Genomic DNA, 24,628 nt, shown 5'->3' with positions numbered 1-24,628 from the left:
CGGACGTAGATCTGTTCCAGTGCCGAGGATCACCCCCTACAGGAGTACGGGCGTGACACGATCGCTGCATGTCGGTGGTGTCTTCGGTGCTCGTCCCTTACGCGTCCTACCTCCGGGTGTACGAGCCACTGGCGGCCTTCCCGGCGGCCGAACGTGCTCACTGGGCCCGTTATGCGGGCCGCGAGCGGATCCCCACGGCCCAGGACGAACTGCGCCGTTCCCTGGCGGACTTGGCGGCGACCCCGCCGGTCGGCGTGCCGGCGCACGAGAGTGCCGACGCGTTCGTCGCCGAGGTGGACGGTGTGGTGTGCGTCTGTCCGTGGCGGACGCGGCTGCGCGGATGGCTGGCGCTGGACGGGCTGACGGACATGTTTCCCGGTGCGGTGCTCGACGCGGTGCTGCCGCCGGTGGTGCGCGGGCAGGCCGTGGCCGACCACGAGCGGTGGGCGGAGCGCAATCCGGATGCCCGTCCGTGGATCAGGACCGCGGTGTGGCAGGTCCCGGTGCGGTGGTTCGTCCTGTTCTCGGACGAGGAGCGCGAGTACCTGGAGGCGGGGGAGGACGGCGAGCCGCCCCTGCTGCGGTACCGGACGCCGATGGTCCAGGCGCGGCGCCGGCTGGCGCGGGGGCTGAAGACGCTGCGGGACTCCATGGACGACGGCCCGCTGACCGAGGGACTGGTGGACGTCGGGCGGTGGCTCGAGGAGTTCCATCCGCGCGCGCTCGTGGAGCTGGACTACGGAGGGCTGGTGCATGCCCTGCCGGCGAAGCAGCTCGCGGCGGACCGGAGCGCCGCCGACGTGGCCGAGGGCATCGCGGCGCTGGGTGCCGGGGACGCCGAGAGGGCGAGCGAGGCTTACGCGCGTCTCGCGGAGCGATGGCGTGCCGTGAGGGACCGCCAGTTCGCGAACTGACGATCGAACTGACGAGCCATGAACCTGTGACCCGTGTGACACGTGAGGGTGAAGGGGCGGATCGGTACCTCAGTGGCCTCGGGACCTACGTCCCGAACCGGGCCTTTGCCTCAAGCGTGATGGATAGCACTTACGGGGCCCTTGCGTCCTTCCCTACTCCTCGTGCCAAAATAGGACAAGGAGTCCGGGGAGGGCTCCTTCCGTCCAAGTAAGGGCGGAATGCTCAGCATTGCACTCTATGGGGGGTCTGATGACTCCTGATCGCTCTGTGACTGATCGTCACGGTGGTGTGACTGTCCGCTATGGCATGGTCCATCGGCTTCCGTCGCTGATGAACACCTGGGAGGGCAATTCCATCGGTTTGGCCGACGTGGCTGGACGGATGGTGTAGTTGTAGTGCCGAGGACAAGCCGTTCGTCCTATAACCGACTCGGCCCGCGTCCGCCATTTCGGGCAACGCGGGTCAAGGTGCAGAATTTAGAGGAAAGAACCGAGATGGTTCGGTTCTCCCGAGGAGGCCGCTCATGACCGCTCGCACCCCTGATGCCGAGCCGCTGCTGACCCCGGCTGAGGTTGCCACGATGTTCCGCGTGGACCCGAAGACGGTTACCCGTTGGGCCAAGGCAGGCAAGCTCACGTCCATCCGCACGCTCGGTGGACATCGCCGGTACCGCGAGGCAGAGGTCCGCGCACTGCTTGCGGGTATTCCGCAGCAGCGCAGCGAGGCCTGACATACCCCTGTCGCCGCGTCACAACTGGGCTTTTGGGTCCCCCAACCCGCATAGCCCACCCATAGCTCCATATGACGGGCGCCCGCCCCAACGGGCGCCATACCTGTGTCATACGGGTTCCGTCATGAGATCGCGCTGGACTCCGCCGGGTCCAGCGCGATCTTTTTTGTCCGCGCGACCGACGTGGCACCCTCGTCGTGCCCCTGACTCCTGTCCGCGATCCGCCACTGGAAACCGGGCGTCCGGTTGGCTCCGGACGGGCCTCCCGCGGGTGCGGCGGACTCTGTGCGAGGCGTCGAACCTCGCCTTCCCGAGGGTCGGCACGGGGTGAGTCAGAGGATCCTGGGGGCACTCCTGCCGAGTGGTGCAATTGCACATATTAAATTCGCCAGTTGTAGGAAGGGTGTAAAGCCACCCCTTCTGAAAACTGATTCGGTGACACCCGTCACATCGCATGAGTCTTGCCAACTACGAGCCTGCCACTGTTGAGGAGCGGAAGAACACGCCATTGGTCACGCGGCGGGAGGACTTTCGTCCTCCGCCCAGCCGTGGCCGCGCCGCCCGTCGGGGCCCGGATCGCCATCGGCGGGGCTTGCGTGGCCGCCGCCGGGCGACGTCGAGGTGCGTGCGGGGACGAGGCGCGGGGCCGTCCGGGCGGAGGCGGGCCGCCTCGCGAGGGCGTGAGGGCCGGCGTCCGGAGCCGCGGAGTGGGCCGTCGCCGGTCCCGTCACGGGTGACGGAGCGGGGCTCGGTCCCGTGGCGGGTGACGGGAACTGCCTCGATCCCGTCACTGGCTGCACGGTCTGTTCCCGCGCTTCGGAAGGCATCACATGCACTCCGGTCTGTTCCGGTGGCGGCTCCGGGGCCGCCACGGACGGCGGAGCCGCTCCGGGCGCTCCAGGGCCTGCCGGGGGCGCCTGCGCCGTTCCTGTCGGTCCAGGGCTCGTCAGGCCCGCCTGGGGCGGCTCCTGGGGTCCAGGGACTGCCAGGCCCGCCCGGGGCGGCTCGGGCTGCCCGGGGGCCGCCAGGGCCGTCGAGTCCGTTTCCGTCGCCCCGGAGGCCGCCAGGGGCTCCATGGCGAGCCTCAGTAATCGGGCGCAGACCGCGCAGTGCCGGGTGAGGTGGCGATAGCCCGAGGCCGCCGCCAGATGGGCACGCAGCAGGGCCCGGATCTCGTGCCGGGGCGTCCTCCCGCGCACCGGCGCCGGGGCGGTGCCCGAGGGCTGTGCCGGGTCCGGCCCGCGGGCTCCGGACCGGTCCGGCAGGAAGTTCTCGCTCGTGGATGCCGCCATCCGCGCCACCTCCCGGTGGATGCGCGCCGCCCCTCCCGGAAAACCAGGGGCAGCCCTTGGTTCTGAGTACTCGTCGGCGGACACCGGAGTCAAGACGCGCGAAAGCCCGGATCCAGAGGATCCGGGCTTTCGTTACTGCGGTCCTGACGGGATTTGAACCCGCGGCCTCCACCTTGACAGGGTGGCGAGCACTCCAAACTGCTCCACAGGACCAGGTTTTCGCGGCTGCCTTGCGGCTGGCTGCGAAGACAGACTGTACAGGAGGTCGGAGGGTGCGGTCGACCTCACTCCTGGTGGTGGAGCCGTTACGCGCCCACCGCCGGGCGCCCTACGGGGCGGCGGCGTCGATCGCCTTCACGATCCGCTTGTCGGAGACTGGGAACGCGGTGCCCAGGGCGTGCGCGAAGTAGCTGACCCGCAGCTCCTCGATCATCCAGCGGATGTCCAGGACCTCCTGCGGAACGGGCCTGCCCTGCGGCAGTTGCTCCAGCAGCCAGGCGTACTCGTCCTGCATCTCGTGGACCTTCTCCATGCGCGTGGTGTCGCGCTGGACGTTCGTCGGCATCTGCTGGAGCCTGCGGTCCTCGGCGACCAGGTAGCGCATCAGGTCGGGGAGCCTGCGCAGCCCGGTCAGGGTGACGAACCCGGTCGGCACGAGCCGGGCCAGGTGCTCCCGTACGTCCGTGACGTTGTTGATCAGGACCAGGCTGCTGGTGGACTTCAGTCGTCGCTCGCAGGCCTGCCAGGCCGCCAGGATCTGCTGGACCTGGCCGATCGTGCGGACGGTCAGGTCCACCAGGTCGGCACGGACCTTGTCGTACAGCTTCCGGAACGACGCCTCGTCCCAGGCCGGACCGCCGTGCGCGGCGATCAGCCGGTCGGCGGCCGCCGTCGCGCAGTCGTCGAAGAGCGCCTGGATGGAGCCGTGCGGATTACGGGACAGAGCGAGCTTCTGCTGGTTGGTGAGCTTGTCCGAGGCGAACTTCGCCGGGTTCACCGGGATGTTCAGCAGGATCAGCTTCCGGGTGCCGCGCCACATCGCCTGCTGCTGCTCGGCCTCGGTGTCGAAAAGCCGTACGGCCACGGTCCCGCCCTGGTCGACCAGGGCGGGGAAGGCCTTGACCGGCTGCCCCGCCCGCCGCGTCTCGAAGACCCGGTCCAGCGTGCCGATCGTCCAGTCCGTGAGCCCCGAACGCTCGATGGACTCCCCGGACGGCCCCGCGGTCGCCGCGGCGGCCTGGGAGAGGGCCTTGCGGGCCTTGGGGCGCAGCTGGACCCGCAGCGCCTCCAGGTCCTTGTCCTCGGCGACCTTGCGGCGCCGCTCGTCGACGACCCGGAAGGTGATCTTCAGATGGTCCGGGACCCGGCTCAGGTCGAAGTCGTCCGCGGTCACCGGGACGCCGACCATCCGCTGGAGCTCACGGGCCAGGGTGAAGGGCAACGGCTCCTGGAGGGGCACGGCCCGGTCCAGGAACTTGTCCGCGTAGTTCGGCGCGGGGACGTAGTGCCGGCGGATGGGCTTGGGCAGGGAGCGGATCAGCTCGGTGACCACTTCCTCGCGCAGGCCCGGGATCTGCCAGTCGAAGCCCTCGGACGTGACCTGATTGAGCACCTGGAGCGGGATGTGGACGGTCACACCGTCGGCGTCCGCGCCGGGCTCGAACTGGTACGTCACACGGAACTTGAGCTTCCCCTGCCGCCAGGAGTCCGGATAGTCGTCCTTGGTGACGGCCCCGGCCTTCTCGTTGATGAGCATCGAGCGCTCGAAGTCCAGCGCGTCCGGCTCGTCCTTGCGCTTGTGCTTCCACCACGAGTCGAAGTGCGCGCCCGAGACGACGTGTTCGGGGATCCGCTGGTCGTAGAAGTCGAACAGCGTCTCGTCGTCCACCAGAATGTCGCGGCGCCGGGCACGGTGCTCCAACTCCTCTACCTCGCCGAGGAGTTTGCGGTTGTCGTGGAAGAACTGGTGGTGCGTGCGCCAGTCGCCCTCGACCAGGGCGTTGCGGATGAAGAGATCCCGCGAGGCCTCCTGGTCGATCCGGCCGAAATTGACCTTGCGCTGGGCCACGATGGGTACGCCGTACAGCGTCACCCGCTCGTACGCCATCACCGCCGCCTGGTCCTTCTCCCAGTGCGGCTCGCTGTAGGTGCGCTTCAGCAGGTGCTGGGCCAGCGGTTCGATCCACTCGGGCTCGACCCGGGCGTTGACCCGCGCCCACAGCCGGGAGGTCTCGACCAGCTCGGCCGACATGACGAACCGCGGCTGCTTCTTGAAGAGCGCCGACCCCGGGAAGATCGCGAACTTGGCGCTGCGGGCGCCCAGGTACTCGTTCTTCTCGGTGTCCTTCAGCCCGATGTGCGACAGCAGACCCGCGAGCAGCGAGGTGTGCACCGACTGCTCCGGAGCATCGTCCTCATTGAGTTCGATGCCCATCTGCTTGGCGACCGTACGCAGCTGCGCGTAGATGTCCTGCCATTCGCGGATGCGCAGGAAGTTCAGGTACTCCTGCTTGCACATCCGGCGGAAGCTGGAGGAGCCGCGCTCCTTCTGCTGCTCACGGATGTAGCGCCACAGGTTCAGGAACGCCAGGAAGTCGGACGTCTCGTCCTTGAACCGGGCGTGCTGCTGGTCGGCCTGTGTCTGCTTCTCGGACGGCCTCTCGCGCGGGTCCTGGATGGAGAGCGCGGAGGCGATGACCATGACCTCGCGGACACAGCCGTTCCGGTCTGCCTCGATGACCATCCGGGCCAGCCGCGGGTCCACCGGGAGCTGCGAGAGCTTGCGGCCGAGCGGGGTGAGCCGCTTTTTCGGATCCTTCTCTTCCGGATCCAGCGCGCCCAGCTCCTGGAGGAGCTGCACGCCGTCGCGGATGTTGCGGTGGTCCGGCGGGTCGATGAAGGGGAACTTCTCGATGTCGCCGAGACCGGCCGCGGTCATCTGGAGGATGACGGAGGCCAGGTTCGTCCGCAGGATCTCCGGGTCCGTGAACTCCGCGCGGGTCAGGAAGTCGTCCTCGGAGTACAGCCGGATGCAGATGCCGTCCGACGTACGGCCGCAGCGGCCCTTGCGCTGGTTGGCGCTGGCCTGCGAGATGCGCTCGATCGGCAGCCGCTGGACCTTGGTGCGGTGGCTGTAACGGGAGATGCGGGCGTTGCCCGGGTCGATCACGTACTTGATGCCGGGAACGGTCAGCGAGGTCTCGGCGACGTTCGTCGCGAGGACGACCCTGCGTCCGGTGTGACGCTGGAACACGCGGTGCTGCTCGGCGTGCGACAGGCGTGCGTAGAGAGGGAGCACCTCGGTATGTCTGAGGTTGCGTTTGCCGAGCGCGTCGGCGGTGTCGCGGATCTCGCGCTCGCCGGAGAGGAAGACCAGGACGTCGCCGGGCCCCTCGTTCTGGAGCTCGTCGACGGCGTCGCAGATCGCGGTGATCTGGTCGCGGTCGGAGTCCTCGCTGTCCTCTTCGAGGAGCGGCCGGTAGCGCACCTCCACCGGGTACGTACGCCCGCTGACCTCGACGATCGGGGCCTCGCCGAAGTGCCGGGCGAAGCGCTCCGGGTCGATGGTCGCCGAGGTGATGACGACCTTCAGGTCCGGGCGCTTGGGCAGCAGCCGGGCCAGATAGCCGAGCAGGAAGTCGATGTTCAGCGACCGCTCGTGGGCCTCGTCGATGATGATCGTGTCGTACGCGAGCAGCTCGCGGTCCGTCTGGATCTCGGCGAGCAGGATGCCGTCCGTCATCAGCTTGACGAACGTCGCGTCCTGGTTGACCTGGTCGGTGAAGCGGACCTTCCAGCCCACCGCCTCGCCCAGCGGGGTCTTCAGCTCCTCGGCGATGCGCTCGGCCACCGTGCGCGCCGCGATCCGGCGCGGCTGGGTGTGCCCGATCATGCCGCGGACGCCACGGCCCAGCTCCATACAGATCTTCGGGATCTGGGTGGTCTTGCCGGAGCCGGTCTCACCGGCGACGATCACGACCTGGTGGTCGCGTATCGCCTCCAGGATCTCGTCCTTCTTCTGGCTGACCGGGAGCTGTTCGGGGTACGAGAGAGCAGGCATCCGCCCGGCCCGCAGTGCGAGCCGCCCGGCTGCCTTCGTGGCCTGGGCCGCGATCTCGTCCAGCACGGCCTGCTGGGCCTCGGGCTTACGAATGCGGCGCGCGCCTTCGAGGCGGCGGCCGAGCCGGTGCGCGTCGCGGAGCGAGAGCTGCCCGAGCTGGGACTGGAGATCGGCAAAGGAAGTAGACATACGGGTCCCAGGATCTCACCCGGGCCCGAGGAACGGCGAACCTATTTCCCGCGGTCTCGGTCACCGGACCCGTACGGCCGGGGACGGAGCGATCACAGCACGTACCATTCCGGACAGTCGATCTCTGTGCCGAGCCCCTGCCGGAAGGCCTGTCCGCCGTGTCCCGTTCGTCGTGGTGCTGCCTGGTGGCGGCCCTCGCTGTCGTCCTGGGGCTGTTCTGCGGGCCGTCGACGGCTTCCGCGTCGACGCCACCTTCCGCGGGTCCGTCCGTGGTCGGCTCGATGAGCGTCGGGCACGGGGACGGGCTTCCCGGCTGCGGTAGGAAGGGCAAGCACGACGGCACCGAGCCTGCCGTTCCCGGGCGGGCCCGCGCGGCCTACGACCAGGCGCCGGGCCTCGCCGAATGGGGTCTGCCCGCCGCCACCGTCCCGGTGCCGGTGCGCCGGCTCGTGCCGATGACGCTGCGCGGACCCGACGCGGCCGCGCCGAGCCCGGTGGAACTCTCCGTACTGAGGGTGTAGACGGCTGCCCTCTCCCGGCCGTCCCTCTCCTTCCTCTCGCATCACCAGCTCGGAGTTCCGCATGCCCACGTCCATGCCCAAGCCGTCCCCGAAGCCGTCGTCGCCGGGTAAGCCGTCGTCGCCGGGTAAGCCGTCGTCCCGTACGCCCTCGTCCCGTAAGCCGTCGCCCCGGACGCCCAGCAGGAAGCCGCTGGTCTACGGCGCCGGGGTCGTCGTCGCAGCAGCGCTGTTCGGATACGTGTCCTACCGGGCCACCGCCCCCGATTCCGCCGCCTCCTCCTCGACCTCGGTGGCCGACGTCGCCGCGGACCCGGACGAGGGCGTCTACCCGGAACTGGCGAAGCTCGCCCGGCGCGACGCGGGCGACAAGCTCGCGCTGGGCCGGGCGGACGCACCCGTCGTCCTCATCGAGTACGCCGACTTCAAGTGCGGCTACTGCGCAAAGTTCGCCCGGGACACCGAACCCGCCCTGGTGAAGAAGTACGTCGACGCCGGCACCCTGCGCATCGAGTGGCGCAACTTCCCGATCTTCGGGGCCGAGTCCGAGGCCGCGGCACGCGCCTCCTGGGCCGCCGGGCAGCAGAACCGCTTCTGGGAGTTCCACCGCGCCGCGTACGCCGACGGAGCCAAGGAGAAGGGATTCGGCAAGGACCGGCTGAAAGCCCTCGCCCAGCGGGCCGGGGTGCCCGACCTCGACCGCTTCCTCCGCGACACGGACGGCACAGCGGCCGCGGCGGCCGTGAGCAGGGACCAGGAGCAGGGGTACGGAATCGGCGCGACGTCCACTCCGTCCTTCCTGATCAACGGCCGTCCGATCACCGGGGACAGCCGGCGGAGACCTTCACCCAGGCCATCGAGCAGGCGGCCGACCGGGCGGAGAACCTGGGCAGCGCGGGCCAGGACCCCAAGGGCTCCGCCGGTCCGGAGAGCGCGGAAGACCGTGATGGCTCCGCGTCCCCCGATGGCTCCACCTCCCCCGAAGGCTCCGCGAAGTGACGGCGGACGTCGGTTACTTCGCCGCGTTCCTCGGCGGGCTGCTGGCCCTGCTCAGCCCGTGCAGTGCCCTGCTGCTCCCCGCCTTCTTCGCGTACTCCATCGACTCCGCCTCCCGGCTGCTCGCCCGGACCGGGATCTTCTACGCGGGCCTGGCCACCACCCTCGTCCCGCTCGGCGCCGCGGGCTCGTACGCCGGAAGGCTCTTCTACGGTCACCGTGACGCCCTCGTCCTCGGTGCGGGCTGGCTGATCATCGGCCTCGGCGTCGCCCAGATCATCGGTCTGGGCTTCGCCTCGCGCCGGATCTCCGCGCTGAGCGGCCGGATCCGCCCCACGACCGCGCTGTCCGTCTACGCGCTCGGGGCCGTATACGGACTCGCCGGCTTCTGCGCGGGACCGATCCTCGGCAGCGTCCTCACCGTCGCGGCCGTCAGCGGCAGCGCGGCGTACGGGGGGCTGCTGCTCGCCGTGTACGCGCTGGGCATGGCGGTGCCGCTGTTCCTGCTCGCGCTGCTCTGGGAGCGGTTCGATCTGGGCCGGCGGGCGTGGCTGCGCGGCCGTGTCCTGCGGCTCGGCCGCTTCGAGCTGCACACCACGACGCTGCTGTCGGGCCTCTTCTTCATCGGCCTCGGCGCGCTGTTCCTCGCGTACGACGGGACGACGGCGTTGCCCGGGCTGCTGAACGTGGACCAGTCGTTCGCCGTCGAGCAGTGGGCCCGGGGCATCGGCGAGCGTGTGCCGGACGGGGTGCTGCTGGTGGCGGTGGTGGGCGCGGTGCTGCTGGTCCTCGCGGTGCGGTCCGGGCGGCGCCGGGGCCGGGCCGGCGTGGACGGCACGAACACCGCCGAGCGGGAGGGCGCCTGACACGGCGAAGGCCCCGTCCATCGGACGGGGCCTTCGGGTGGTGGCTGGGGCCGGGATCGAACCGGCGACCTATCGCTTTTCAGGCGATCGCTCGTACCAACTGAGCTACCCAGCCACGCAGCTCACAAGGGCTGCAGCGGTCCTGACGGGATTTGAACCCGCGGCCTCCACCTTGACAGGGTGGCGAGCACTCCAAACTGCTCCACAGGACCAAGCTTTGTGCGACTAAGTGTCGCACAGGTTGTGCGTGCCCCCAACGGGATTCGAACCCGTGCTACCGCCTTGAAAGGGCGGCGTCCTGGGCCACTAGACGATGAGGGCAGAACTGCTGTTACAGCTTGCTTCCACGTCTGTCGCCCGAAGGGAAAGTGAAGAAGCGTGTGACTCCGCTTCCCCTCAAGAGGTTCGGCTTCTCCTTCAACCTTTGAGGTTTCAGAACGGTCGAGCCCTGACCGGCGCCCTTGGGCACGTCGGAGACTGTACACGGGGCTTTCGGTGTCAGCCAAACCGAATAGGGGACGGCGTCGCGTCGGGCCTGCTCTCCTTGGGCAGGTGGCGGCTGACCTCGGCGGTCGTCAGGCCGAGGCCGCCCAGGGTGATCTCGTCCCAGGCCTGCAGACGGCGGGTGGAGCGGTCCAGATAGAGCACCGACGCGAGCACCTGCTCCGGCTTCTCGTTCTGTACGGCACGCAGACCACCGCCGCCCGTGGAGCCCTCGACCATCAGCCGTGTGCCGCCCTTCATGACCTCGTTCTGCCGGTGGTGCACATGGCCGGCCAGAGCGAGGGGGACCAGTCCGTCCGTCTGCCTGACCGCCTCCGGCTCATGGGCGACGGCGATGTCCGCCGGAGTGCCCGCCCGCCGCTGGTCGCGCAGCGCGGCGGCGAGCCGCAGGCCCGCCGCCCGCTCGACCCCCTCCGCCTGCTCGGGTCCCGTGCGGTCCGGGGTGAACTGCGGGTCCCCGATGCCGGCGACCCGCAGCCCGCCGACGTTCACCGTGCGGCCCTCGTCCAGCACGTGCACGTTCTTGAAACGCTTGTTCTTCTCCAGATACTGCTGCGTCACCACCGAGTCGTGGTTGCCGCGGACCCAGACGTAGGGCGCGCCCAGGTCGCTGATCGGGTCGAGGAAGCTGTTCTCCACGGCCGCCCCGTGATCCATCGTGTCGCCGGAGTCGATGATCACGTCGATGTCGTACTGCTCGACGAGCGATCCGATGATGTGCCACGCCGCGGGGTTGAGGTGGATGTCGGAGACGTGCAGGACGCGGAGCGTGGCGGGGTCCGGGCTGTACACGGGGAGCGTCGAGGTGGCGTCGTACAGCTTGGTGACGTTGGTGACCAGACGGGCGAGTTCCTGCTGGTAGACGTCGAAGTCGGTGACGATCGAGCGGGCGTCGCCGACGACGGAGGGGGCGCTGGACAGCAGCCCGGAGAACTTCGGCTCCAGGACCGACTCGGGGTTCCAGGTGGCGTACGCCCCGACGCCCGAGGCGGTCAGCAGGGCGAGCGCGAGCCCTCCGGCGGCCAGGGCGCGCCGGGGCCTGCGGTAGACGGCGAGGCCGAGTGCGGTGGCTCCGGAGACGACCGCGACGCAGGAGCGCACGGCGAGCTCGCGGGCCCCGGTGCCGACGTCGGCACCGACCTCGGCCTCCAGTCCGGCGAGCCGTTCGGGGTGCTGGACCAGGGCCTCGGAGCGGACCGGGTCGAGGCGGTCGATGTCGACGTCGAGCCGGACCGGGGCACGGTGCGAGTCCAGTTCCAGGGCGCCGAGCGGGGACACGTTGATCTTGGTGCCGCCGCTGAGGGAGGGCCGCAGGGTCATGGTCGTGTCCATCGGGCCGACAGGCGCGCGGACGCTGCCGACGACCAGCAGCCCCAGCCAGGCGCCGAACAGCACGACGGCGACCAGGCCGAGCGCCCGGCCGAACGGATGCGGAGCCCCGCCGGTACGGGCGCGGCGGCCGGGCCGTCCGGCGGAGCGCGGTCGTGGGCGGAGGCGGATGAGGTGCCGGACACGGGCTGCTGCGGCACGGAACGGGTCGCGGGCCATTGGGCGCGTATGCCCCGGCGAGGAGGCGGCTATGCGTATCCGGCGCACCGGGGCACATCCGGCGGCCGTACGTGACAATGGCGGGGTGCTGGAGATGACGCGAGAAGCGTTCGAGGAACTGGTCGGTGAGGCGCTCGACCGGATTCCACCGGAGCTCACCCGGCTGATGGACAACGTCGCGGTGTTCGTCGAGGACGAACCGGAATCCGATGACCCGGAACTGCTGGGGCTCTACGAGGGCACGCCGCTGACCGAGCGCGGTGAGTGGTACGCGGGCGTGCTGCCGGACCGGATCACCATCTACCGGGGGCCGACGCTGCGGATGTGCGAGTCGCGCGAGGACGTCGTGGCCGAGACGGAGATCACCGTCGTGCACGAGATCGCCCACCACTTCGGCATCGACGACGAGAGGCTGCACGCGCTCGGCTACGGGTGAGGGCGGTCCCGGGCCGGAGGCTGGAGGCCGGAGAACGCCGGGCCAGGGGTGACATGCGGCACACCGCGAGGTGTGAACGAGGTGTGCGGGCCTGCCCGAGGGCGTGTCCCCGGCGGGGCGGCGGGAGTTGGGCACAGCGCTCCCGGCTCGTTTCCGTGTTGCCTCGTCCTTCTTCGCGCCCCCGGAGGTGCCCCGTGCGCCAGTTGCCCCTTCCCGTCCGCTGGGCGGCCGTCACTGCGGTGACGATCGCCGCGTCCACCGGCTGCATGAGCATCGGCTCCGACGGCGGGAAACCGGCGCCCTCCGGCTCCGCCGTACCGAAGGGTTCGGTGGCCGAGCCGGACGGATCCACGGTGGCCGGGACCGGCCACGCCCGTACGGGGGGCGGCGCCGGGGCGCAGTCGGAGCGCAGGGCGGGCCGGTCCGCCGGCCCGAGTGCCTCCGTCACCCCCTCGGGCAGCCCCGGCGCGGAGTCCGGTCGGTCCGGCCCCGCGAAGGGGGGCCGCCCGCCGGCGCAGACGCCCTCGGCGCCGGGCCCCGGGGTCCCCGAGCAGCCGGAACCTCCGGCGCCGTCCGACCCGGGCCCCGGCACCCCCGCGAGCCCGCAGCCGCCGACCCCGCCGGAGCCCGATCCGGAGCCCTCCGAACCGGAGCCGCCGGTGCCGTCCGCGTCACCGGCCGCTCAGCTCCGTCAGGGCACGACAGGCGCGCCGGACGCGGTGTACGCGATGCGGACTCCGGAGGCATCGCCGCAGGTGGGACCGGCCTGAGGGGATGGCCGGACGGAGCCGGTTTGCGTAATGAGGGTAAGAGTGCGTATGGTTATAGATCGTTTGATCCCATTGCCCGGCGCCGACACAGAAGAGCGCCGTGTGGCGCGTACTCTCCCTTGCCGTGGCTGGACCGCATTGAGGCGGTCGAAATTGCGAAAACACGGAGTTACGGGCGCGTGCCGAGACTCCGAGAGGTTTCGCATTTCGCATGTCAATTTCCAGTTCTGACCACACCGTCATGCCCGAGAACGTCGAGAACGACGTCGAGAGCGCCGAGCTCATCGAGGCCGCTGAAGCCGTCGTCGCCGAGGTCGCTGAGACCGTCGACGCCGTCGAGACCGACGCCCCCCAGGCCGAGCAGGCCGAGCAGCCCGACACCGACTCCGCCGACGAGGCGGACGCCGAGCCGACCATCACGTTCGCCGACCTGGGCCTGCCCGAGGGCATCGTCCGCAAGCTCGCGCAGAACGGTGTGACCGCGCCCTTCCCGATCCAGGCCGCGACCATCCCGGACGCCCTGGCCGGCAAGGACATCCTCGGCCGTGGCCGTACCGGCTCCGGCAAGACCCTCTCCTTCGGTCTGCCGACCCTGGCCTCGCTGGCCGGTGGGCACACCGAGAAGAAGAAGCCCCGCGCGATCATCCTCACCCCGACCCGTGAGCTCGCGATGCAGGTCGCGGACGCGCTGCAGCCGTACGGCGACGTGCTCGGCCTGAAGATGAAGGTCGTCTGCGGCGGTACGTCGATGGGCAACCAGATCTACGCGCTGGAGCGCGGTGTCGACGTCCTCGTCGCCACCCCGGGCCGACTGCGCGACATCATCAACCGGGGCGCCTGCTCCCTGGAGAACGTCCAGGTCGCCGTCCTCGACGAGGCCGACCAGATGTCCGACCTGGGCTTCCTGCCCGAGGTCACCGAGCTGCTCGACCAGATCCCCGGTGGCGGCCAGCGCATGCTCTTCTCCGCCACCATGGAGAACGAGATCGGCACGCTGGTCAAGCGCTACCTGAGCAACCCGGTCACCCACGAGGTCGACTCCGCCCAGGGCAACGTCTCCACGATGTCGCACCACGTCCTGGTCGTGAAGCCGAAGGACAAGGCGCCGGTCACCTCCGCCATCGCCGCCCGCAAGGGCCGCACGATCATCTTCGTCCGCACCCAGCTGGGCGCCGACCGCATCGCCGAGCAGCTCATCGAGGCCGGCGTCAAGGCGGACGCCCTGCACGGCGGCATGACCCAGGGCGCCCGTACGCGCGTTCTCGAGGACTTCAAGAAGGGCTTCGTCAACGCGCTCGTCGCGACCGACGTCGCCGCCCGCGGTATCCACGTCGACGGCATCGACCTGGTCCTGAACGTGGACCCGGCCGGTGACCACAAGGACTACCTGCACCGCTCGGGCCGTACCGCCCGTGCCGGCAAGTCCGGTGTCGTCGTCTCCCTGGCGCTGCCGCACCAGCGCCGCCAGATCTTCCGCCTGATGGAGGACGCGGGCGTCGACGCGTCGCGCCACATCGTCCAGGGCGCGGGCGTCTTCGAGCCGGAGGTCGCCGAGATCACCGGCGCCCGTTCGCTCACCGAGGTCCAGGCCGACTCCGCGAACAACGCCGCCAAGCAGGCCGAGCGCGAGGCCGCCGACCTGACCAAGCAGCTGGAGCGCATCCAGCGCCGTGCCGTGGAGCTGCGCGAGGAGGCCGACCGCCTGGTCGCCCGCGCCGCACGCGAGCGGGGCGACGACCCCGAGGCAGCGGTGGCCGAGGTCGCCGCCGAGGCGGAGGCCGCACTGCTGGCCGCCACCTCCGTGCCGGAGCAGCCCGCAGCGCGCGAGGAGCGTCGCGACGACCGCGGCAACTACGAGCGCCGGGACAACCGCGGCGGCGACCGCGGTGGTTACCGTGGCGGCAGCGACCGTGTCGGCGAGCGCAGCGGCCGTCCGGCCGGCAGCAACGGCTACCGCGGCAGCAGCGACCGCCCGTCGTTCCGCGGCAGCAACGACCGTCGCGAGGACCGTCCGGTCGGTGGCGGCTTCCGCTCCGGTGGCGGTGACCGTCGTGACGACCGTGGCGGCCGTTCCTTCGAGCGCCGTGACAACGACCGCCCGTCGTTCAACCGCGACCGTCGTGACGAGCGTCCCTCGGGCGGTTTCCGCTCCGGTGGCGGTGACCGTCGTGACGACCGTGGCGGCCGTTCCTTCGAGCGCCGTGACAACGACCGCCCGTCGTTCAACCGCGACAACGACCGCCCGTCGTTCAACCGCGACCGTCGTGACGACCGCCCCTCCGGTGGCTTCCGCTCCGGCGGCAGCGACCGTCCGTTCAACCGCGACCGTCGTGACGACCGCCCGTCGGGCGGCTTCCGCTCCGGCGGCGGCGACCGCCCGACCGGCCGCCGCGACGACCACCGCGGTGGCACCGGCACGGGTACCGGCACCGGTACCTTCGGCCGCCGCGACGACAAGCCGCGCTGGAAGCGCAACGGCTGATCGTCCGGCCGCGATCGTCTGATTGCTGAGCAGGGCCCGCATACCGCTTCGGCGGTGTGCGGGCCCTGTTGCATGCGACGGGCGAGAACGGTGAGCTGTTTGGGGCAGAAAGCTCCTTCCGGTGCAGGTGGGGCGGCTGGTATCTTCCGTTCACTTGCATGGGGGCAGTGCGCTGGGGGGCCTTTCCCGCACCTATGCCCGGTGGATTCCCCGGGCACGCGGACGCTGCTGATCCCCCGTGCCTCTCATTTGCCTCAGGGGAGGACCCGAGTGCCTCGTAGCGCTCTTCTTCGTCATTCCGTCGCTGCCGTAGCCGCAGCGACTCTTCTTGCCGGTGTCGGACCGCTGTCCTCGACAGCTGTCGCCGCCCCGGTTTCCGCAACGCCGTCCGCCGGCGCGGCTGTCCTCGACCCGTGGGCGGTGTCCGTGCCGCTGACGGACGGCACATCCATCCAGAGTGTTCTCGACGTCAGGACCGCCAGGAACGGTGCCGTCGTCGCCCTGTGGAACCGACTGCCCAGCGACCGCAGCAAGCGCGAGCTCGTCGTGTCGGTGCGCCCGGCCGGCAGCGTTGTGTGGGGGGCGCCGCACGTCCTCACGACGACGGGCTACGAGCGCGGCAACGCGGATCTCGTAGTCGGGGCCGACGGTTCCGTCACGGCGTCGTGGGTCGAGTACCCGAACGACGTCCCGCCGTACGAGGACAGGCCGGGTGCCGCCTTCCGGATGTCCGTCCTCGCAGCCGGTGCCTCGACCTGGTCGGCCCCGGCCGACATCGTGACCGACCCCAGCAACATCCAGGGAGGCAAACTGGCCGGTTCGCCGACCGGGAGGCTCGTCGCCGTGTGGAGGCACAACTCGGATCGTTCGTCCGAGCTGTACGCGTCGGTCCGTGAGGCGCCCGGGCAGCCCTGGTCGCAACCGGCCCGTCTGGACGAGCAGCCCGTGGGCGGGGAGTCGGTCTCCGATCCGGAACTCGTCTACTCGGACCGGGGCACGGCGACCGTCGCCTTCACGCAGTACTCCGGGAACAGATCGGAGATCAAGGTCGTGGACCGGGTCGGTGAGGGGCCGGGCTGGAGCGAGCCGGCCACCGTCTCCGACCCGAAGGTCCACGCGGCGACTGCCACACTGACACTGGGCCAGGACGGTCGCGCCGCCCTCCTGTGGAGTGCCTGGGAAACGTCCGAGGGCGACAGGACGCAGATGTTCGCGGGGCGTCCGGCCGGAAGCACGGCCTGGACGGCAGGGGAACCGGTCACCGGGTTCGATACCGGTGGATGGCGTAAGGCCGTCGTCGGCCCCGAGGGCGACGTCACGGTGCTGGGGGTCGTCTACACCGAGGCCTCCAGCTTCCACGCCCTGACCACCACCCGCTCCGCGGCGACCGGCAACTGGTCCGCGGTGAAGACCCTTTCCACGGGTTATACGGCGGAGGACCAGTTCGATCTCGCGACCGGTCCCGACGGCAGCGTGCATGCGGTGTGGACCCAGGGCGCCACGTCCCGGGGGCTGATGACCTCCTCTCGGGTGAACGGCGCATGGTCCGCGGCTCCGACGCCGCTGAGTACCGGTGACTACGCCATCGGACAGATCACCGTCGGCAGCGACAACCGTCCCGTCGCTGTGTGGACCCAGGCGACCGGGGACTACACCTCGCAGGTGCGTACCGCCACGACCGCGCCCGTCCCTGCCGCGTCGACGCCCAAGTGGCGTGACTTCAGCGGAGACGGCAAGGGCGACCTGCTCGCACTGACGTCGGGCGGAGGCCTGACCGTACGTACCGGCACGGGCACCGGCGACCTCCGGACGGGAGCCTCCGCGACCGGATGGCCGGCGACATCGACGGTGGTTCCGTTCGGTGACCTGTCCGCGGACGGCTGCAACGACGTGCTCGTACGGAACGCCACCGGGGTGCTGACCCGGCACGACGGCAGCTGCGGGAAGGCCTTCGCTCCGAACGGACCCCGGTTGACCATCGGTTCGGGATGGCAGATCTACAACGCGCTGTCCGCGCCGGGCGATCTGACCGGCGACGGGCGTACGGACCTGGTGGCCCGCACGCCGGCGGGAGAGCTGTGGAGGTACGCCGACGACGGCAAGGGCAAGCTGACCGCGCGCGGGAAGATCGGCAACGGCTGGAAGATCTACGACACGCTCGTCGGTGCCGGCGATCTGAACGGTGACAAGCACGGCGACCTGCTCGCCCGGGACACGGCGGGGGTGCTCTGGCGGTACAACGGCACGGGCAAGGGCGCGTTCGCCGGCCGGACGAAGATCGGCGGCGGCTGGCAGGTCTACAACTCCCTCGCCTCCGTCGGCGACATCACCGGCGACGGCAAGGCAGACCTGGTCGCCCGGGATACGGCCGGTGTGCTGTGGCGGTACAACGGCACGGGCAAGGGTGCGTTCGCCGCACGGGCGCGGATCGGTGGCGGCTGGCAGATGTACAAGACCCTGTCCTGACGCGGTACGACCTGAGGCGCAGGGCTCGTACGGCGAGGAGAAGCCGTACGAGCCCTGCGCGTTGGAGCCGTGTCCCGGTCCATTTGAACGGGTTCGAGAAGAGCCGTCGCGGCGCGCCGGATCGTTGCTAGGATCCGCTCAGCTTTCCGGGCTCATGGGGAAGAGCGAGGCGGGGGCCTGCTCGGATCACCACCACCCCGGCCGTTTCCGCTTCCGTGCCTTAGGAGCCGAAAGGCCGCTGTGGCCCCTGCCCGTTTCTGCTCCTGGGGAGGGACACGGACGTGAGGCGTCGTCGTGCGCACAGAGCCATCTCCACCTTGGTGGTGATCGGACTGATTGTGGGGTCGGGACTGGTCGCGGGAGGTTCGGTGGCTGCCGAAGACCGCCCGTCGGGGTTGGCGTCAGGGGGTACGTCCTTCGGCGTCGACCGGTACATCCCGAGAGTGACGATTCCCTACGGGGCGGGCTCCACCGGCGTGCTCTACCGGCAGGAAGGCCACGGCGGGCTGCTGTGGACGAACTGGGACGGCGAGACCCGCGAGGTCGACGTTCCGGATGACCAGCCGGTGACCTCGTACATCGAGGCGTACAACCGTGCCGGTGGAAGCCGGCCACCGCTCTGGCTTGCCGCAGGTTCGGACGTCATCATCACGCCCGACGCCGAGGCGGGTCAGAATGCCCTGAGGGGCACCGACCTGCGTACCGGCGATTCGAGCGGGTTCTCACTGCCCTCGGGGTGGCGGAGGGCAGCACTGGCGGGGCGGCACATGCTGACGGAGAGCGGCGTGTACGGCGCGTATGTGTTCCGCCTCGCCCAGTGGAACGGGGGGAACTCCACCACGGCCGGAGCGACCGTGGACATTCCGCCGACCGCGTTCGTCCAGGGAGCGTTCGCGGCTGACGATCGCACCATTGTGATCAAGTACTCGGACGCCGGTAGGTACCGCCTGGGTCTGATCGATCTCGGCGACGGCTCCTTCACCGCGGGCCCGGCACTGGCGACTCCTTCACCGGTTCAGATGATCCTCACCTCCGAACGGTTGGCGTGGCTGGAATCCGACGGTGATGTCCGCTGGGTACCGCGGGATTCTGTGTCCGCCACCCCGGAGAAGGTCGACCTGACGCCTCCGGTGAGCTACGCGGTCCCCTACATCGGGGCAGCGGGGGACTCGCTCGCGGTGACGTGGTACTACGCGTCGGCGAACAAGGACTTCTACCCCTTGGGATTCCCCTTGAAGCGGGTGCCGTTCACCGGTGGAGCCCCGGAGACGCTGGTTGCCCAAGTGGCTCCGGTGATGGTGGGTGCAGCCGACGGAAGCCTTGTGGTGGCGGGGGGCACGGACGCCGGCCAGTGGGCGTTCCGCAAAATAGGAGGTGGCTCGCCCGCTTCGACCACCGTGCGGCCGATCACCCCCGTACCAGGGCGGATCGAGCGTGTCTCGCTGGCCAATGGTGTGCTGGCGACCAGCGAGCCGGACGACTTCATGGAAGCGTTCTACCGGCGAACGGTGACGACAACACCTGCGGGGCTCACGCTGACCGACCCGAAACGCCTTTCGTACACATCCGAGGATTTCGTGGGCCCCTTCTCAAGCGGCGACGGTCATGTGATCGAGCTGTTCGACGAGACGGAGAACACCGCGGGGGTCGGTTCGGTGGGTGACGAGGACGATCCGCGTTGGTTCCGTATGCAGTCGCACCTGGGCTCACTGGTGGATCTCACCGGGCGCTACGCCGTGGTCAACGGCACCAACCCGGTGCTTCAGCACATCGGTGATCTCGGCGGATACGACACCGAACCTCTGACCCGCCGGGTCGGAGCAGCCTCTGTCTGGGGCACGAAACTGTGGTCGGCCACAACGGTGAAGGGCGTGCTGACCGCGCAGGATCTCAAGACGAAGAAGATCACCCGGACGATCAGCACCGGCCTGCCCTGTGTCTTCAAGGAACTTCAGGCGGTCGGACGCTGGATCTACTGGTCGTGCGGGGCGACCGGACCGGCCGGGGTCTGGGACCTCATGGCCGAGAAGAGCATGGACGTGCCCCACGGCGAGGCCTTGATCGGTGACGGTTATCTGGTTCAGCACGACAAGGGCAGCGGACAGCTGATGCTCTCGAGCTTCCAGGACGGCACAGCGAGCGAACCCCACGCCGTCGGGGAGCTACCCCCCACCGCTGAGCGCGGGGTGACCTGGACGGTCGACAAGTTCGGCGGCCCCGTCGCCTATGTGGCCGAGGACGAGCGCGTTCACCTCGTCCCGACCGGCGTACCGAACCAGCCCGTGGTCCCCATCGAGTCCGAGGTGGGTCTGGACACTGCAGTGGGCGGCGCCCCCTGGAAGGCCCGCTGGCTGATGTCCCGGCCGGTGGCGTCCTGGCAGATCGTCATCAGGAACAAGGCGACCGGCAAGGCCGTCCGCACCCTCTCCGGCAGCCCGAACGCGGGTGGAGGGTCGGTGGCGACCTCCTGGAACGGTCGGACCGACACCGGTGGCTACCCGCCGAACGGCGCGTACACCTGGACGCTGTCGGCGAAGCCGGCCGACGGTGACGGCGCGGCCGCCAGTGCCTCGGGAACGCTGAGAGTGACCGGTGGTGCGGCGGTGCCCCGCGACTTCGTGAAGCGTGATGGGGTCGGTGACCTGCTGGCGTTCACGTCGGCGGGAGCTGCCGACTTCCGGGCCGGTACGGGTACGGGTCTGGTGGATGCCAAGGTGTCGGGTTCGGGCTGGACGGGCGCGAACAGTGTGACGGCTTCCGTTCCGTTCGACGATGTGAGTGGTGACCGGTGCAATGACGTGCTGGTGCGGGTGAAGAGCGGTGAGTTGCGGGCGTACAGGCCTTCGTGCGGTGGTGCGTTGAAGCCCACCACGCCGTTTGCGGAAATCGGCCTGGGCTGGAACATCTACGACACCCTGACGTCGCCGGGTGACCTGACCGGGGACGGGCGTGCGGATGTGATCGCGCGCGAGACGTCGACCGGTTATCTGTACCTGTACGAGAGCACGGGTGTCGGCGCCTTCAAGGCGCGGGTGAAGATCGGTACGGGCTGGAAGGGCTATCTGCTGGCCGGCGCGGGTGATCTGAACGGTGACGGCAAGGGTGATCTGCTGGCTCGGGACAAGGCCGGGGTGCTGTGGAGGTACGCCGGGACGGGGAAGGGGACCTTGGCGGCCCGGGTGAAGGTCGGTGCCGGGTGGCAGGTCTACAACGCGCTCGTCGGCGTCGGTGACGTGAGTGGTGATGGCAAGGCCGACCTGCTCGCCCGCGACACGTCCGGGGTGCTGTGGGCCTACCGGGGTGACGGCAAGGGGCTGTTCGGGTACCGGGCGAAGGTCGGTGGCGGCTGGCAGATGTACAAGTCGCTGGTCTGACCGGATGACCGAGCGCGGGGCCCGTACGGCGTTCTCCGCCGTACGGGCCCCGCGTCTTTGAACGGGTTCGAAATACCCTGTCGGGGTGTCCGTGGCTGCTGTTAGAGTCGCCCCGTCTGCTCGGGGGTGGTGGTGCGAGCGCTATCGGCCGCACCACGAAGACAGCGTGTCCACCACGTCCACTGCGTGCCGCCCCCGTGCCATGTTTCCCGGGGAGGGACTTTCACATTGACTCGCTCATCCAGCGGGTGGAGACGTCGGCGTGCGTCCGGCCGTATCGCCCTTTTGGTCACCCTGGCGATCACCGCCGGGACCAGTGCGGCCACGACGGGGACGGCTGCCGCCGACACGTCTGACGAGACCGTCGTGGTGAGCCCGGGCGCACGCTTCGTGCCCCGCGCCACGCGTGTGCTCAACGCCGGTGAGACCGGCTTCCTGACGGCGCAGGAGGGCGACGACCGCCTGCGCTGGATCGACTACGCCACCGGGGCGGCCACCGTGCTGGCCGACCGGCTTCCGAAGCCTCTTGAGTACGACCCCGAGGAGGGCCGCCCCCGCGGCGGCTGGCCCACCGGATTCGGCCACGGGTCCGACACCGTCGCCGTGTACGCGCAGAGCCCGAGCCCGCACATCACGCTGCAGCAGCGTGCGGGCGGCGGGGCGACCACCACCGTCCCGATTCCGGAAGGCCAGTCCTACGTCGAGACGTACGGCACGACGGTCATCACCCGGACCGGCACCCAGCAGGCGACGACGGGTCTCCATCTGCTGCGGACCGAGGCCGGCGAGGTCACGGACCAGCGGCTGGAAGGGCTTCCCGAAGGGTGGAACCTGACGGTCTCGGAGGGCGACGCCCGGTCGGCCGTCGTCCGGGGGATCCTCTGGGAGGACACCACCATGAAGAACGGGTGGTGGCTGGTCGACCTGGTGAGCGGAGGGGTCACGCCGCTGGCCGCGAACGCGCACCGGGTGACCCTCGGGAAGGACACCCTTCTGCAGGTGGGCCCGGGTGACGGCACGGGTGACCTCGCCGAGGTCTTCGACCGGAACGACCTGTCGGCCCCGCCCCGTGTCCTGGACATCAACAACTTCCCGGGCGACGCGATGCGCCTGGTCGGGAACGCGCTCATCGGCGTCCAGGCCGCCAACTCGGGCAGCAACCAGTACCGCGGGCAGCCGCTGTACCGACTGGGCGCCGACGGCAACACCGGGGAAGAACTGCTGGCCGCCGCTACCACCGAACTCGCCTGGGCTCCCGACGGCTCCGTCCTGGTCGCCGGGGCCGAGACCGTGACCGAGCGGGGCCCCCTGGACTGGGGCTACTACCGGTTCACTGCCGCCGCCGACGGCACCCTGACGCGCAAGCGCGTCGCGGACATCGAGGACATGCCCGCACAACCCGCGGGCATCGCCCTGGGCAGCGGCATCCTCACCACGGCCGACGACTCGAACCTCTTCGAGCCGCACACCTATATCGGCGGCTACCGCAGCACGTGGCTCAAGACCTCGGGTCGTCCCGACGAGATCCGGACCACGGTGGACGGTCTCACCAGCGGCCGGGAAGCGGACTGCGGATGGCTGGAGGCCTCCTACTGCGTCACCATGCTCGCGAGCGGGGACGGATTCTTCGGCCCCCAGGAGGGGACCGAGCAGGCGGACGGCAAGACCAAAACGATCCTCTTCCCGAACGGCACCGCGAAGTGGGGACCCCGGGTCACCACAGGCATGTCCGCTCCGGAACTCATCGACCTCTCCGGTCGGTTCGGTGTCGTGAACGAGTCCGCGACAGCGGGCAGCCAGGCGGTCGTCGAATTCCAGGGCGCCGACTCCGGCACCGTGCTGGAGAAGCGGACGCAGGCCGCCGTGGCGCTGTGGGGAAACACCTTCTGGAGCAGTGCTCCGAACTCGTCCACGGTGTCATCGAAGACGCTGCCGGCGGGCACGGCGGGCACCTCCTTCACCACGCTCAACAAGTGTGTTCCCAGCGAGCTGCAGGCCGTGGGCCGCTGGGTGTACTGGGAGTGCCGGGACAACGCGAACTGGCTTCAGGGCGCAGGCGTCTACGACCGCCAGTCCGGCCGCTCGACGACGGCTCCCAACGCCAAGGTCCTCCTGGGTGACGGCTACTTCGTCGCGTACACGGAGGAAGCCGGACTCACGCTCTTCGACCTGCACAACGGCCTGCCGGCCGGCGGCACGTACACGGACCTGCCCCAGCGCACGCTGGTGAGCGCGGCGGACCTGAGTGAGAACACGGTGCGCCGTGCCGGCTGGACCGTCGACCGCTTCGGCGGCCATGTCGCGTACACCGGTGACGACCGACGGGTCCGCGTCGTCCCCACGGGCGTTCCGGCGTCGCCGCTCTCGGTGATCGACGCGAAGGCGCCCGTGACCTCGCTCGATCTGCGGGCGGCCGCTCCGAGCTGGGCAGGCACCTGGTGGCTGTCCAAGCCCGCCGCTTCGTGGCAGCTCACGGTCAAGAACAAGGCGTCCGGCCAGGTCGTTCGCACGGTTTCCGGAGGCGAGGCCCGCGGTCTGGTCGGTGCTTCGTGGGACGGCAAGGACGCGGCGGGCCGACTCGTCGCCAATGGCGCTTACGCCTGGAGCCTGTCGGTCGTGCCGGCTGACGGGCAGGGCGGGGCTCTGGCGGTGTCGGGCGCGGTGAAGGTGACGGGCGGCGCGGCCGTCACCCGTGACTTCACCGGCAACGACGGCTTCGGTGACCTTCTGGCGTTCACGCCGGCGGGCGTTGCCGATTTCCGGGGCGGTACGGGCAACGGGACCGGAACGGTCGACGCGAAGGTCTCCGGTTCGGGCTGGACGGGCGCGAACAGTGTGACGGCTTCCGTTCCGTTCGACGATGTGAGTGGTGACCGGTGCAATGACGTACTGGTGCGGGTGAAGAGCGGTGAGTTGCGGGCGTACAGACCGTCGTGCGGTGGGGCGTTGAAGTCGACGACGCCGTTCACGAAGGTGGGTCTGGGGTGGAACGTCTACGACACCCTGACCTCGCCGGGTGACCTGACCGGGGACGGGCGTGCGGATGTGATCGCGCGCGAGACGTCGACCGGATATCTCTACCTGTACGAGAGCACGGGTGCCGGCGCCTTCAAGGCGCGGGTGAAGATCGGTACGGGCTGGAAGGGCTATCTGCTGGCCGGCGCGGGTGATCTGAACGGTGACGGCAAGGGTGACCTGCTGGCCCGGGACACGGCCGGGGTGCTGTGGCGGTATGCCGGGACGGGGAAGGGCACCCTGGCGGCCCGGGTGAAGGTCGGCAGCGGCTGGCAGGTCTACAACTCGCTCGTCGGGGTGGGCGATGCGAGTGGTGATGGCAAGGCCGACCTGCTCGCCCGCGACACGTCCGGGGTGCTGTGGGCCTACCGGGGCGACGGTAAGGGGCTGTTCGCGACGCGGGTGAAGGTCGGCGGCGGCTGGCAGACGTACTCCAAGCTCTACTGACGCGGGCGCGGTCCGCCGCT

13 protein-coding genes, 4 tRNA genes and 1 pseudogene are annotated in these 24,628 nt (G+C 70.0%); 11 read left to right on the top strand and 7 right to left on the bottom strand.

The window, feature by feature from the left end:
- Nucleotides 1-68 precede the first annotated feature (68 nt).
- Nucleotides 69-914 (top strand): hypothetical protein, encoded by an 846-nt coding sequence (locus OG959_RS18025; protein WP_326659677.1) that lies wholly within the window; start codon nt 69-71, stop codon nt 912-914.
- Between the two features lie 524 nt (nt 915-1,438).
- On the top strand, nt 1,439-1,645 hold the full coding sequence (bldC, locus tag OG959_RS18020) for a developmental transcriptional regulator BldC (protein WP_003949541.1): 207 nt from the start codon (nt 1,439-1,441) through the stop codon (nt 1,643-1,645).
- 512 nt (nt 1,646-2,157) lie between these two features.
- On the opposite strand, the gene OG959_RS18015 is transcribed toward bldC, so the two are convergent.
- The 3 genes from OG959_RS18015 to hrpA form a co-directional block, all read right to left on the bottom strand.
- A complete protein-coding gene (locus OG959_RS18015) occupies nt 2,158-2,937 on the bottom strand; it encodes a DUF6274 family protein (RefSeq protein WP_442805590.1) in 780 nt (259 codons plus the stop codon).
- A 138-nt stretch (nt 2,938-3,075) separates the two neighbouring features.
- A tRNA-Asp gene (locus OG959_RS18010) sits at nt 3,076-3,150 on the bottom strand.
- A gap of 115 nt (nt 3,151-3,265) precedes the next feature.
- Entirely contained in the window at nt 3,266-7,186 is a 3,921-nt protein-coding gene (hrpA, locus tag OG959_RS18005; protein ID WP_326659675.1) for an ATP-dependent RNA helicase HrpA, read from the bottom strand.
- A 158-nt stretch (nt 7,187-7,344) separates the two neighbouring features.
- On the opposite strand from hrpA, the gene OG959_RS18000 reads away from it, so the two are divergent.
- The 3 genes and pseudogenes from OG959_RS18000 (at nt 7,345) to OG959_RS17990 (ending at nt 9,566) form a co-directional block, all read left to right on the top strand.
- Nucleotides 7,345-7,707: a hypothetical protein gene (locus OG959_RS18000; RefSeq protein ID WP_326659673.1), complete on the top strand. Its 363-nt coding sequence runs from the start codon at nt 7,345-7,347 to the stop codon at nt 7,705-7,707.
- Between the two features lie 73 nt (nt 7,708-7,780).
- A pseudogene (locus tag OG959_RS17995) lies at nt 7,781-8,703 on the top strand (DsbA family protein).
- The gene (locus tag OG959_RS17990) at nt 8,700-9,566 is read left to right on the top strand and encodes a cytochrome c biogenesis CcdA family protein (protein WP_326659671.1); all 867 of its coding nucleotides are present in this window, start codon (nt 8,700-8,702) and stop codon (nt 9,564-9,566) included. Before OG959_RS17995 ends, OG959_RS17990 begins: the two are co-directional and overlap by 4 nt.
- A gap of 38 nt (nt 9,567-9,604) precedes the next feature.
- On the opposite strand, the gene OG959_RS17985 is transcribed toward OG959_RS17990, so the two are convergent.
- The 4 genes from OG959_RS17985 to OG959_RS17970 all read right to left on the bottom strand — a co-directional run bounded on the left by OG959_RS17985 (nt 9,605) and on the right by OG959_RS17970 (nt 11,618).
- Nucleotides 9,605-9,681: transfer RNA gene (locus OG959_RS17985), tRNA-Phe, on the bottom strand.
- A 22-nt stretch (nt 9,682-9,703) separates the two neighbouring features.
- A tRNA-Asp gene (locus tag OG959_RS17980) sits at nt 9,704-9,778 on the bottom strand.
- Between the two features lie 36 nt (nt 9,779-9,814).
- Nucleotides 9,815-9,887, bottom strand: a tRNA-Glu gene (locus tag OG959_RS17975).
- A 177-nt stretch (nt 9,888-10,064) separates the two neighbouring features.
- Nucleotides 10,065-11,618 carry a metallophosphoesterase family protein gene (locus OG959_RS17970; RefSeq protein WP_326659668.1) on the bottom strand — a complete coding sequence of 518 codons (1,554 nt, stop codon included), beginning with the start codon at nt 11,616-11,618 and terminating at the stop codon, nt 10,065-10,067.
- Between the two features lie 85 nt (nt 11,619-11,703).
- Between OG959_RS17970 and OG959_RS17965 the strand changes: the two genes are divergently transcribed.
- The 6 genes from OG959_RS17965 to OG959_RS17940 all read left to right on the top strand — a co-directional run bounded on the left by OG959_RS17965 (nt 11,704) and on the right by OG959_RS17940 (nt 24,608).
- Nucleotides 11,704-12,054, top strand: coding sequence for a metallopeptidase family protein (locus OG959_RS17965; protein WP_206309567.1), 351 nt, complete (start codon nt 11,704-11,706; stop codon nt 12,052-12,054).
- A gap of 194 nt (nt 12,055-12,248) precedes the next feature.
- Nucleotides 12,249-12,824 (top strand): hypothetical protein, encoded by a 576-nt coding sequence (locus OG959_RS17960; RefSeq protein WP_326659666.1) that lies wholly within the window; start codon nt 12,249-12,251, stop codon nt 12,822-12,824.
- Between the two features lie 241 nt (nt 12,825-13,065).
- On the top strand, nt 13,066-15,306 hold the full coding sequence (locus OG959_RS17955) for a DEAD/DEAH box helicase (protein WP_326659665.1): 2,241 nt from the start codon (nt 13,066-13,068) through the stop codon (nt 15,304-15,306).
- 420 nt (nt 15,307-15,726) lie between these two features.
- Entirely contained in the window at nt 15,727-17,772 is a 2,046-nt protein-coding gene (locus OG959_RS17950) for an FG-GAP repeat domain-containing protein (RefSeq protein WP_326659663.1), read from the top strand.
- 443 nt (nt 17,773-18,215) lie between these two features.
- Nucleotides 18,216-21,146, top strand: coding sequence for an FG-GAP-like repeat-containing protein (locus OG959_RS17945; RefSeq protein WP_326659661.1), 2,931 nt, complete (start codon nt 18,216-18,218; stop codon nt 21,144-21,146).
- Nucleotides 21,147-21,431: 285 nt separating this feature from the next.
- Nucleotides 21,432-24,608, top strand: a complete 3,177-nt coding sequence (locus tag OG959_RS17940) for an FG-GAP-like repeat-containing protein (protein WP_326659659.1) — start codon at nt 21,432-21,434, stop codon at nt 24,606-24,608.
- Nucleotides 24,609-24,628: the final 20 nt, after the last annotated feature.

Source organism: Streptomyces sp. NBC_00385 (assembly GCF_035917155.1).
Classification (GTDB): Bacteria; Actinomycetota; Actinomycetes; order Streptomycetales; family Streptomycetaceae; genus Streptomyces; species Streptomyces poriferorum.
The sequence above is the reverse complement of the archived record's forward strand: the minus strand, read 5'-3'. Positions and strand labels throughout refer to the sequence as shown.